The sequence below is a fragment of the Anoxybacillus sp. J5B_2022 genome (assembly GCF_026847645.1).
Classification (GTDB): domain Bacteria; phylum Bacillota; class Bacilli; order Bacillales; family Anoxybacillaceae; genus Anoxybacteroides.
In genome coordinates this window covers 1-11,912 of the sequence record NZ_JAPSMC010000075.1, presented here as the reverse complement: position 1 = coordinate 11,912, position 11,912 = coordinate 1, and the positions used below count along the sequence as shown (strand labels likewise).

The 11,912-nt window shown below is 43.2% G+C and carries 14 protein-coding genes; 12 read left to right on the top strand and 2 right to left on the bottom strand.

Translation table 11 applies throughout. From position 1 onward, the window contains the following. Window positions 1-212 precede the first annotated feature (212 nt). The 7 genes from M4I42_RS15070 (at window position 213) to M4I42_RS15040 (ending at window position 5,351) form a co-directional block, all read left to right on the top strand. The gene (locus M4I42_RS15070; RefSeq protein ID WP_442864119.1) at window positions 213-692 is read left to right on the top strand and encodes a DUF2975 domain-containing protein; all 480 of its coding nucleotides are present in this window, start codon (window positions 213-215) and stop codon (window positions 690-692) included. A 10-nt stretch (window positions 693-702) separates the two neighbouring features. Then, entirely contained in the window at window positions 703-918 is a 216-nt protein-coding gene (locus M4I42_RS15065) for a helix-turn-helix domain-containing protein (protein WP_268852904.1), read from the top strand. 15 nt (window positions 919-933) lie between these two features. Beyond that, window positions 934-1,746, top strand: a complete 813-nt coding sequence (locus M4I42_RS15060; RefSeq protein WP_268852903.1) for a DUF817 domain-containing protein — start codon at window positions 934-936, stop codon at window positions 1,744-1,746. 63 nt (window positions 1,747-1,809) lie between these two features. Further along, window positions 1,810-1,998 (top strand): EamA family transporter, encoded by a 189-nt coding sequence (locus tag M4I42_RS15055; RefSeq protein WP_268852902.1) that lies wholly within the window; start codon window positions 1,810-1,812, stop codon window positions 1,996-1,998. A gap of 89 nt (window positions 1,999-2,087) precedes the next feature. Then, window positions 2,088-2,942, top strand: coding sequence for an oxidoreductase (locus M4I42_RS15050; protein WP_268852901.1), 855 nt, complete (start codon window positions 2,088-2,090; stop codon window positions 2,940-2,942). A 313-nt stretch (window positions 2,943-3,255) separates the two neighbouring features. Next, window positions 3,256-4,062 carry an ABC transporter ATP-binding protein gene (locus M4I42_RS15045; protein WP_268852900.1) on the top strand — a complete coding sequence of 269 codons (807 nt, stop codon included), beginning with the start codon at window positions 3,256-3,258 and terminating at the stop codon, window positions 4,060-4,062. A 365-nt stretch (window positions 4,063-4,427) separates the two neighbouring features. Further along, window positions 4,428-5,351 carry a DMT family transporter gene (locus M4I42_RS15040; protein WP_268852899.1) on the top strand — a complete coding sequence of 308 codons (924 nt, stop codon included), beginning with the start codon at window positions 4,428-4,430 and terminating at the stop codon, window positions 5,349-5,351. An 80-nt stretch (window positions 5,352-5,431) separates the two neighbouring features. On the opposite strand, the gene M4I42_RS15035 is transcribed toward M4I42_RS15040, so the two are convergent. Beyond that, window positions 5,432-5,812 (bottom strand): VOC family protein, encoded by a 381-nt coding sequence (locus M4I42_RS15035; RefSeq protein ID WP_268852898.1) that lies wholly within the window; start codon window positions 5,810-5,812, stop codon window positions 5,432-5,434. A gap of 165 nt (window positions 5,813-5,977) precedes the next feature. Here M4I42_RS15035 and merR point away from each other — a divergent pair, with 165 nt between their 5' ends. From merR to M4I42_RS15020, 3 genes are all read left to right on the top strand, one after another. Continuing rightward, entirely contained in the window at window positions 5,978-6,367 is a 390-nt protein-coding gene (gene merR, locus M4I42_RS15030) for an Hg(II)-responsive transcriptional regulator (protein WP_268852897.1), read from the top strand. A 10-nt stretch (window positions 6,368-6,377) separates the two neighbouring features. After that, entirely contained in the window at window positions 6,378-7,994 is a 1,617-nt protein-coding gene (gene merA / locus M4I42_RS15025) for a mercury(II) reductase (RefSeq protein ID WP_268852896.1), read from the top strand. An 82-nt stretch (window positions 7,995-8,076) separates the two neighbouring features. Continuing rightward, on the top strand, window positions 8,077-8,457 hold the full coding sequence (locus M4I42_RS15020; protein WP_268852895.1) for a DUF1360 domain-containing protein: 381 nt from the start codon (window positions 8,077-8,079) through the stop codon (window positions 8,455-8,457). Between the two features lie 34 nt (window positions 8,458-8,491). On the opposite strand, the gene M4I42_RS15015 is transcribed toward M4I42_RS15020, so the two are convergent. Continuing rightward, window positions 8,492-10,570, bottom strand: a complete 2,079-nt coding sequence (locus M4I42_RS15015; RefSeq protein ID WP_268852894.1) for a DNA topoisomerase III — start codon at window positions 10,568-10,570, stop codon at window positions 8,492-8,494. Between the two features lie 130 nt (window positions 10,571-10,700). On the opposite strand from M4I42_RS15015, the gene csaA reads away from it, so the two are divergent. Both csaA and M4I42_RS15005 read left to right on the top strand, forming a co-directional pair. After that, on the top strand, window positions 10,701-11,030 hold the full coding sequence (gene csaA / locus M4I42_RS15010; protein ID WP_268852893.1) for a chaperone CsaA: 330 nt from the start codon (window positions 10,701-10,703) through the stop codon (window positions 11,028-11,030). Between the two features lie 543 nt (window positions 11,031-11,573). Then, entirely contained in the window at window positions 11,574-11,732 is a 159-nt protein-coding gene (locus M4I42_RS15005) for a hypothetical protein (protein WP_268852892.1), read from the top strand. Window positions 11,733-11,912: the final 180 nt, after the last annotated feature.

The following is an 11,912-nucleotide window of genomic DNA, read 5'->3' as shown; positions in this document are numbered from 1 at the left end:
GAAATGAACTTATTATGAGGAACATTTGATTTTGAAGATAAATTACAAATTATAAGGCTAAACCATTCACAACAGAAACAAGCATTTCTCGAAAAAAGAGGAATGCTTTTTGTTTTGAAATAAAAAAATTATTTAAAACAATAAAAATTTATTGTAAAACGATAAATGATACATTAAAATGAAATAGAAATTATGGAAGTGAGGTGCTTGTGGTGAAACGAGAAACGCTTTTTTTGAAAATCGCCATTTTTATCATTGGAACTCCTATTGTTGCGTTATGTGTATTTGTATTGCCTAAGTTTCCTAACTTTTATGCCGAGTGGTTGCCAGAATTAGCGTATTTGCGCTATCCGATCACGATCTTTTTTTATGTTACCGCGATTCCGTTTTTCTTTGCGTTGTATCAAGCGTTCAACATTTTAACTTATATTGACAAAAACGAAGCGTTTTCCGATTTATCAGTAAAAGCGTTAAAGTATATAAAAAATTGTGCAACTGCCATTAGTTTGTTGTATATCGCAGGTATGCCGTTTTTTTATCTCACTGCTGATTTAGATGACGCCCCAGGGATAATCATCATCGGATTGATGGTTGTTTTTGGAGCGATGGTCGTTGCAGTGTTTGCCGCAGTACTGCAAAAGCTTTTACAAAAGGCAATCGAGATCAAATCGGAAAATGACTTAACCGTTTGAGGTGAATCACATGGCGATTATTGTGAATCTAGATGTCATGTTGGCGAAAAGGAAAATGAGCGTGACCGAGCTGTCAGAAAAAGTAGGAATAACGATGGCGAATTTATCGATTTTAAAAAACGGCAAAGCAAAAGCGATTCGGTTGTCGACGTTAGATGCCATTTGTAAAGCATTAGAATGCCAACCCGGAGATATTTTAGAATATCGAAGCGATGACGAAACGTAATGGGAGGCAAAAGCGATGAGAGCGTTCATTCAACTCGTTCATTTTGGTTGGGAACAAGCGTTATCTTGCTTGTTTCCCGTTGTCATTTTTGCCTCGTTAGCCGTGACAAAAATGGTGCCGCTTCCTTTCTTGCCGCGGTATGATTGGCTGCTCATTATTTGTCTTTTGATGCAATGGTGGATGGTGCGTATGGGGTTAGAAACACGAGATGAACTAAAGGTGATTACCATGTTTCACCTCATTGGGCTTGCGCTTGAATTGTTTAAAGTGCACATGGGGTCTTGGGCTTACCCAGAAGAAGGGTATTCTAAAATTTTCGGCGTGCCTTTATATAGCGGCTTTATGTATGCAAGTGTCGCCAGCTATCTTTGCCAAGCGTGGCGGCGGTTAAAGGTGGAACTCGTGAAATGGCCGCCATTTTCAGTCGTTGTTCCACTGGCTGCGGCGATTTATTTAAATTTTTTTACCCACCATTATTGGTTCGACGTCCGTTGGTGGTTAATCGGACTTGTTATGCTCGTCTTTTGGTCGTCATCAGTCATATACGAGGTGAATGGAACGCGTTACCGCATGCCGCTTGTGCTTTCATTTCTTCTTATTGGGTTTTTTATTTGGATCGCAGAAAATATCGCCACGTTCTTTGGCGCTTGGCAATATCCGAACCAAGCCAAGGCTTGGAGTATCGTTCACTTAGGAAAAGTAAGTTCATGGTTTTTATTAGTCATTGTAAGCTTTCTTATCGTCGCGACGTTAAAGCAGATGAAAGGGAATGCTACATCCCACAAAGTGCAAAGCATTACAGTGAACCCTCTACCAAAAACAGAATAACCGAGAATGCATAGTCTCGTTTGTTTTAAGGCAAACTTTGAATAAAACAAATGAGGTGAGCCAATGACGGCGATTTTAAGCATGATGGAACCAGTGATGACGTTTCTTCTATCGATGGTATTTTTGCAGGAACGCATGTCCTTCATCCAAATGATTGGCGGACTGATTGTTTTGAGCGGCGCTATGCTCGTTGCCATGGGAAAGGAACAAAATGACAAGAAAAAGGAAAAAGCGACCTCCATCAGCGCATGATGGAGGTCTTTTTGGCAAAATGGCAGGAATATCGCTCACTATTATCTAATTCCAATAATATGTCTGCACGGTAGCGAGGAGGTGGTGTTGTGAATCAAAAGTTAAGTCCTCAGTCGGTGGCGCTAGTGACAGGTGCATCGAGCGGATTTGGGCTGCTAGTAAGCGTAGCGCTTGCTCGGGGAGGTTATCGAGTAGTCGCTTCGATGCGGAACATGGAAAACAAAGAAACTCTCGAAACAGCGGCACGCGAAGCAGGCGTTTGGGGGCAGATCGAAGTGGTACCTCTCGATGTCACTAATTTCGCCGCGGCGGAATCGGTCGTGCACGATGTAATAAACCACTATGGACAAATCGATGTATTAGTCAACAATGCAGGCTTTGCCGTTGGTGGCTTTGTAGAAGAACTCTCTCTAGAGGAGTGGGAGCGGCAATTTGCGACGAACTTTTTTGGGTTAGTTGCGGTCACCAAAGCGGTGTTGCCAGTGATGCGAAAGCAGCGCAGCGGCAAAATCATCAACATTAGCAGCATTAGCGGTAGGATTGGTTTTCCGTCGATGGGACCGTACGTTGCCTCCAAGTTTGCCGTCGAAGGATTTAGCGAATCGCTCCGTTTAGAGATGTTGCCGTATGGGGTGTATGTCGTCTTAATCGAGCCAGGTTCGTACAAAACGAACATTTGGTCCAAAGGACTTCAAGGGGTGTCCATTCGTTCGAATTCGCCATATGCAAAAGAGATGAAAACCATTTTACAGTACGTGAATCGAGTAGCCAAAACGGCGCCGCCTCCTGACGAAGTCATTGAACAAATTGTAAAAGTCGCCCAATCCCCGACTCCTAGTTTGCGCTACCCCGTAGGCAGAGGAGTCAAACTGATGCTAAGGCTGAAAAACTGGCTGCCATGGAAGCGATGGGAACGGATTGTCATGAAACAGTTTCATAAATAACAATAAGCGCCGCCTTTATATGAAGGGGCGCCCGTTGTTTTCGGCAACGCTTGTTGGAGCAATTGTAAAGCATACATCCTATTCGATTAAAGAAAAGGGGGAAGCAAAGTGGGATGGCTCGTCATTGTACTGATTGCATACGCACCGATTCTATAAAAAATTCATCAACGATTAGATGAACTAGAAAGAGAAATAAAACGTTTAAAGGGAGAAAACGGCCCTTTCTAAACAATATTCTGTTTCTAGTTTTTATATTTTAGAAGGGAATCGGAATTTAACCGCGAATTCATGTAAAGAAGGAGAGGCAGAGGGAATGATTATCGAGATGGAAAATGTTTCTTTTATTAGAGAAGACCGCGTCATTTTAGACCGTATTCATTGGAAAGTACAAGAAAACGAGCAATGGGTCATTCTCGGGTTAAATGGCTCGGGGAAAACGTCGCTACTTAATATCGTATTAGGCTATGAGTACCCATCAAAAGGAGAAGTTTCGGTATTAGGGTACCGATTTGGAAAAACGAATTTGCCAGAGCTTCGCAAACATATTGGGTTTGTAAGCAGTGCGTTTGAACGCTTTCAACATACATTAGAATCCGAAACGGTGGAAGAGGTGATTGTTAGCGGAAAGTTTGCTTCGATTGGGCTGTATGAGCCTGTCACAGACGAAGACTTCCAACAAGCCGAACAATGGATGAATTCGTTTCGAATCGGTCACTTAAAAGGAAAAATGTACCGGACATTATCGCAAGGAGAAAAAAGAAAAGTGTTGATTGCTCGAGCACTAATGGCAAAGCCAAAGCTACTCATATTGGATGAACCGACCGTAGGATTAGATATGTTAACACGAGAAGAACTATTAGCACTAATTAAAGACGTTATTGCGAAAAAAGTATGCCACGTGCTATATGTCACGCATTACATTGAAGAAATCATCGAAGAAATGACCCATGTTTTATTATTAAAAGATGGAAAAATCGTAGCGGCCGGACAAAAAGAAAAAATACTCACCGACAATTATTTATCAGAAACATTTCAAATAGGTCTGCATGTCCGTTGGGAACATAACCGGCCGTGGGTATCGATAAAAAACAGCCCTACACTTCAGCGGCTAGGAAAATAAAAGAGGACGACGGGCGTAAAACGAATGGAAAAAGGAGGGAAATTTCACTTCAATGACCGTAAATAAGTCAATAAATATGATAGAAAAATTGCAAGAGCGATTGAATCACCGGTTTACGGCTTTGGAAGAAGACATCCTTCATCTTATAAGAGAAGAACTGTTGTCGTTAGAAATTACGCCCGAACCTTTTCGTACGGTAAGGCACGTTTGGGACGATATAGAGCTGTATTCTTTCGATGAAAAATTTGCGATCAAGCATTGCCATGGGATTTTCCGTATCCTCATTGCCATTATTGTCATGAATATATGTATGATGAGATGTATTTTTAATTCGCTGTTCATCTTTCTAGGAGGATTTTGCGCAAATGAACAATATAAAAACTTACTTTCTTCTATTTTTGACAACGACGATTTGGGGAGGGGCGTTTGTTGCAGGAAAAATTGCGACGGTAAGCTTACATCCGATTTCGGTGGCGTTTTTTCGTTTTTTTGGCGCAAGCCTTATTCTTTTTCCGCTATGGCGATGGAAAGAGCGGCATGCCCCGGTTCCAACGAAAAAAGATTGGGGGCTGCTTGCGTTACTCGGTTTAACGGGGGTATTTTTGTACAACGTTTGCTTTTTCATCGCGACCAAATATGCCCCAATCGTCAAAAGTTCGTTAGTGATTGCGGTCAATGCCCCGTTAATTACGCTATTTGCGGCGCTATTTTTAAAAGAAAAAATCACTGCGAAAAACATCGTTGGTTTAGTGATGGCGTTGTTTGGTGCGGTATATATTATTACGAACGGGCATCCGTCAATTTTGCTGGAGCTTGGCGTTGCGCCGATTGATCTTGTTTTAGTTGGCGCCTGCCTCAGCTGGAGTATTTATTCGGTCGTTGGGAAAGTCGTGATGAAAAAATATAGCCCGCTCGCGGCGACAACTTATGCAACAGGCTTCGGCACGGTTTTTTTGGCGCCTTTCGCTCTGTATTACACGACATTCGCTTCCGTCAAAGCGAGCGGCTGGGAAGTATGGATGAGCATTTTGTATGTTGCTGTTATTGTTTCGGTTATTAGTTTCGTATGGTGGTATAACGGCATTCAAAAAGTCGGTGCGTCCACGTCTTCTATTTTTATTAATGTAATGCCTATCTCGGCTGCGGTGATGGGAACAATTTTTTTCAACGAGCAATTGACACATGTTCATATCGTCGGTGCGTTATTCGTCTTCGGCGGGATTTTGTTTAACATGTATAACAAACAACAGAAAAAAGAAGCACCGTCTAGAGAAAACATTACGGCATGAATTACTCAGTTTCTCTTGCGCACTAACGGATTGGATAAAAAAAGCTGTTGGACATATTCCAACGGCCTTTTTTCGTTCAGCTACTCCTTTCCGAGGGAAAGTTGCCACGATACACCATATCGGTCTTCCACCCATGCAAATTTTTTGCTAAATGGATAGGTGTCTAGCGGCATGAGCACTTTTCCGGATTGGGATAGCTGCTCAAAAGCGTGTTGAATTTCTTCTTCCGTATCACACGTGACAAAAAGCGACATCGCAGGCGTAAAATCATGATGTTCGACGCTATTATCAATCGCCATCAACCGTTGCCCTTTTAATAGAAACGTCGCATGAAGCACCATGCCGTTTTCTTGATGCACCATCTGTTCGATTTCCGCCGGAGAAAAAACGGACGTATAAAACCGAATCGCTTCTTCCGCCTGTCCAGAAAACATGAAGCATGTCACAATTTTTTGATCCATGCGTAACCAATCATCTCCTTTATAATCGTAGAGCAAACAAAAACGAATGTATGTTCTCACATCTAATTATCTTGAATCTTCAATCCGTTGTCAATGATTACATTTTTTTACTCTCTTGACTATGTACTATAGTCCAAGGTTTATACTTAATTTGGAGGTGATTAGGTGTATCGGATTAGTGAACTAGCAAAATTATGCAAAGTGAACAAAGAAACCATTCGCTATTATGAAAAGCGACAGCTACTCCCACTACCTACGCGAACAGAAGCGGGGTATCGTTTATATTCAGATGCAGATGCAAAGCGCGTCCAATTCATTAAACGTCTGCAACAACTCGGATTTTCGTTAACGGAAATTCATCAGCTACTTGGCATTGTCGATCAAGATAAGGAACGATGCGCGCATATGTATGAGTTTGTATCGAGAAAAGTGGGAGAGTTGCAAAGACAAATCGAAGACTTACAGCGAGTCGTACATGTGCTACAAGACTTGCAAAAACGTTGTCCGGATGAAAAAGCATTATACGAGTGCCCGATGATTGAATCATTAATTTAGGAGGATCCGTATGAGAACATATAAAGTTCGCGTGGAAGGAATGACGTGTACAAGTTGCGAAACGCACGTTGCTATGGCTCTCAAGCAAATCGGTGCGAAACCCATTGATGTTAGTTTTCGCCGTGGAGAAGTGGTGTTTGAACTCCCTTATGCCAACGTTGAAACGGCAAAACAAGCGATAACGGCAGCTGGTTATCAGCCAACAGAAGCGATGGAAATCGAAGCGACAGAAGAAACATATGACTACATCATCATCGGCTCTGGTGCAGCTGCTTTTGCTTCGGCGATTGAGGCGAGAAAATATGGCGCAAAAGTAGCCATGATTGAACGAGGAACGGTAGGAGGAACATGCGTCAATATCGGCTGTGTACCTTCGAAAATGATGCTGCGGGCAGGGGAAGTGAACTCCCTTGCAAAAAATCACCCGTTCGCTGGGGTGCATACGTCTGCAGGAACAGTAGATTTAGCGGCATTAATCGAGCAAAAAAATAAATTAGTCGAAAACCTGCGCCAAGCGAAGTACGTAAATCTCATCGACGAATATGGATTTACGCTCATTCAAGGAGAAGCGGCATTTGTTGATGAAACGACGATAGAAGTCAACGGAAGAAAATTATCAGCAAGTCGCTTCCTAATTGCCACAGGTGCTTCGCCAGCGATTCCAAACATTCCAGGACTCGCGGAGGTGGATTACGTCACAAGCACAGCGCTACTCGAACGAAACGAAATACCAAAGCGACTGGCGGTGATCGGTTCTGGTTATATCGGGATGGAATTGGGGCAATTGTTCCACCATCTCGGTTCTGACGTCACGTTAATGCAACGAAGCCCTCGGCTATTAAAAACATACGACCGAGAAATTTCCGAAGCGATGACAAAGGCGCTCACGACTCAAGGTGTCCGCCTTCTCACAGGCGTGTCTTTTGAGCGTGTCGAACAAGATGGAAACGTCAAAAAAATATATATCGAAAGCAATGGGGAAAAGCAGGTGGTCGAAGCGGAGGAGTTGTTAATTGCTACGGGGAGAACACCGAATACAGAAGCGTTGCGTTTAGAAGCGGCTGGAGTGAAAATCGGTTCACGGGGCGAAATTATCGTCAATGACTATTTACAAACGACCAATCCTTCGATTTACGCGGCAGGCGATGTCACACTCGGTCCACAATTTGTCTATGTGGCGGCATACGAAGGGGCGATCGCTGCAGCAAATGCGATTGGCAGCCAAAACAAAAAAGTGCAGCTCGAATCCGTTCCAGCGGTGACTTTTACTTCCCCTGCTATCGCAACGGTTGGGTTGACGGAACAGCAAGCAAAAGAAAACGGATACGAAGTAAAAACGTCTGTTTTGCCGCTCGACGCTGTCCCACGAGCGATTGTCAATTACGAAACGACCGGTGTCTTTAAATTAGTAGCGGATGCAAAAACAGGGAAATTGCTAGGAGCTCACGTTGTCGCAGAACATGCCGGCGAAGTCATTTATGCAGCAACACTCGCCGTCAAATTCGGGTTAACGATAACCGACCTTCGCGAAACACTCGCGCCGTATTTAACGATGGCTGAAGGGCTAAAACTCGCAGCATTAACGTTTGACCAAGACGTCGGAAAGTTATCTTGTTGCGCGGGGTAAAGGCACTGTAAGCAAAAGCTGCAGTGCTTTTTTCATAAACACAAAGAAAAAACAAATACTAACGAAAAAAGGGGGCGTTTGCTTGTTTCGCGATTTAGACTGGATGACTTACTTCATGATGATTCTCGCTAGTTATCGGTTGACGCACTTGATTGTGTTTGACAAAATTACGGAGTTTCTTCGCAAGCCGTTTATGAAAAAAGAAACCGTCACCACGAACGGCCATACAGAGGTGAAAAAAGTACCGACATCGAAATTCGGGTATTTATTAAATTGCTATTGGTGCGCCGGGGTTTGGAGCGCTATTTTTATTGTTCTTGGGTATATGTTTATCCCAACGGTTGCGAAACCGCTCATTTTTATTTTCTCCATTGCTGGCGCGCAAGCCATGCTTGAAACGTTCGTCGGTGTAGGGACAAAACTGATTGATTTTCTTGCGGAAGCGAAAAAGCGGATGGAATAACATGCCGGCGTCACTTTTGACACCGGCATCTCCCTTACTCGCTCTTCTCTAACGCCTGCTTTAATAAATCACCTAAACTTGTTCCAAACGAATCATTCTCGGCACTATATTTTTTCAGTAACGCTCGATCGTTCCGGCTAATAGTCGCCTTCTTTTCTTCTGCTTTTTCAATAACATTGCAAGGGCGGCATTGGAAGTAGATACCTGCTTTTCCTTCATGCATTTCCATCCGTTTTTTGCATTGTGGGCAGCGACGATGCGAAAGCTTTGGATCTTTTCGTTTTCGGAATCGGCAGGCCATATTCGAGCATACAAGCAGACGTCCTTCTTTTGTTGCCCGTTCTTTTAAAAACGACCCGCATTCTGGACACATCGAGCCAGTTAAATTATGGGCGCGATACGTTCGATCGCTCTGTTTAATTTCCGCCACTAACCGCTCCGTTTGCTTGCGGATGTTTTGGAGGAACGTTTTCGGATCACCATTCCCGCGGGCAATTGCTTCTAATTCTTTTTCCCACTTTGCGGTCAACTGTGGCGATTTTAATTCCTCGTTCACGAGTTCAATTAATTGTTTTCCTTTCGGTGTCGGATAAAACCGTCCGTTTTTTCGTTCGACCGTTTCCGTTTCGACGAGGCGTTCAATAATGTCAGCCCGCGTCGCTGGCGTACCGAGTCCGTATTTTTCCATTTGTGACAACAGGTCGGCTTCGGAATAGCGAAGAGGCGGTTCTGTTAGCGCTTCTTTTTTCTCTAGCCTAACAGAAACCGTTTGGCCTTTCGTAAAAATAGGGAAAGTCATTTTCTCTTCTTGCTTTTCTAGAATGCGTCGAAACCCGGCGTTCACTACTCGCGTTTCGCGCGCGACAAACGTTTCGCCGTCGATTTCAAAAACAGCTTGAACGGTTTCATATTCGCACGCTGGATAGAAAAGTGCTAAAAAGCGACGAGCGATTAAGTCATATAGTTTTCGTTCATCGGCAGAAAGCTTGCCGACATCCAGCCGCTCTTCCGTCGGGATAATCGCGTGATGATCGGTTACTTTTTCATTATCAAATACCCGCCGAGCCATCACTTTCCCTTTATGTTTTAAAAGCGAAGCCATTTCGTCTCCGTATCCAGATTTCATCGCCTCTAGCCGCTCAAGCATCGTGTTTTCCATATCGGTCGTTAAGTAGCGCGAGTCGGTGCGCGGATACGTGACGAGTTTATGCTGTTCATAGAGCCGTTGTAGCACGCTTAACGTTTTTTTCGCAGAAAAGCCAAATCGTTTGTTTGCGTCCCGCTGCAGTTCCGTTAAGTCGTAAGGGAGCGGCTGCGGCTCTTTTTTTGTTTTTCGTTCAACAGAAATAACCGTTGCTTGCTTGTTTTTTAGTGTTTCATATAGCTGTTCCGCTAGTTCTTTCGAAAAAATTCGTTTTTCCCCGTTACGCTCCCAAACAGCAGGAACAGACCCGACGTTGGCATGAATCGTCCAATACGGCACCGGTTGAAACGACTGAATTTCTTTTTCCCGCTCGATGATCATCGCAAGCGTCGGCGTTTGGACACGACCTGCGGAAAGCGGTTCATTGTATTTGGTCGTTAACGCTCTCGTCACATTTAACCCAATCAACCAATCCGCTTCTGCCCGGCACACCGCCGATTCATATAACCGATCAAACTGTTTCCCTGGTTTTAAATGTTGAAACCCGTCGCGAATCGCTTGATCGGTTTGGGACGAAATCCAAAGGCGAAGGAGCGGTTTTTTCCAACGAATTTTTTGCAAGATCCACCGTGCGACGAGTTCGCCTTCCCGTCCGGCGTCGGTAGCAATGATGCAGTTTTTAATATCTGAGCGTTTTGCTAATGTTTCGATTGCCCGAAACTGATGGCTCGTTTGCCGAATGACGTTAAGTCCCATTTTTTCTGGGATAATCGGCAAATCTTCTAACCGCCATGTTTTATATGCTGGGTTATAATGCTCTGGCATCTTCAGTTCAATTAAATGTCCAAGCGCCCATGTGACAATATAGTTCGGTCCTTCAAAGTAATGTTTATGTTGTTCCCGACAGCCAAGCACGCGAGCAACTTCCCGTGCCACACTCGGCTTTTCGGCAAGAACAAGTGATTTCATCCGTTTTCCTCCTAACCACAAGACTACTTGTTCAGTATAGCGGAAAGGGGAGAGGTTTGCACCTTTCATATTTCAAGAGAGCAAAGATGTGTGATAAAATGGAAAAAAATACGATGAGGTGGGAATGTATATGGCAACGATTGAAGATTTTTCAAAACTAGAGATTCGTATCGGTACAATTGTGAAAGCAGAACCGTTTCCAGAGGCACGCAAACCGGCAATCAAATTAGAAATTGATTTTGGCGAACTTGGTATGAAACGATCTTCCGCGCAAATTACGCGGCGCTACGAACCAGAGCAATTAATCGGGCGGCAAGTCGTCGCCGTCGTCAATTTTCCGCCGCGGCGCATCGCCGGCTTTTCATCCGAAGTATTAGTTCTCGGCGGCATTCCAGAAGAGGGAGATGTCGTTCTTTTACAACCGGACGCGCCGGTCAAAAACGGAACTCCGGTGGGGTAATGCTATTCAGTAAGGGAGTGATGTAATATGGAGATTTTTATGAATTATCGCTTGAATTGATAAGTTTATTACACAATGGGCAAATTACAAATTGGAGGAGGCTATTAGCGCTTTTACGATCCAAGATGGCTGGTTGTAATATCTACTCTGCAAATACAAAGTATCAACAAGAAGCGATAGGAGCACTAATGGATTGCAGAGCGGTAACTCTTTATGAAAAGAAAGGAGAGCAGATGATTTGTATAGAATATGATGGATTAACGACCCCTGAAAACTTTTCGCTAGATGATCCATCTTCTTATGTTTCCCAAACATATAATGACTCTAATCATGATGAGAAATTATACTACTCATCAGAAAAAAGAACGTGCTATTTCCTGTTTAAAGCAAAGAACTACGTATTTTGTTTTCATCTTCCATTGTTAGGGGAATGGGATCAATATAAACTGCAGACTTACCAAGATCACATATTTAATGCTATACTTGAATCAAAGGGATATTCTTACTGTTACTTCACTAAAATGTTACTGGGAGGTCTTGCGAATGAACAAGTATAAAGAAAATGTGATACTCATCGCCTCCGCGCCATATGGATATGGAAAAAAAGTTGTGACAAATCGACTTAATCAAATGAAGCGTGAGCATGCTGAATTGCAAAATAAGCTTTCCAAAATAAAGAGCTCATCGCGCAACTATAAATGACTCTAATCATATTCATACGTAGAATAACCCGTTTTAAGGAACCGATTATCAATAAGAAATGAACAGCTCCCTCGTTGCTAATACGCAACGGGGGTGTTTTTTTAAAAAAGAGAATAAAATGAACAATCAGAGCTTTTCTTCTAAAAATAACTTGACATTATATGGTTTTGTTAGTAAATT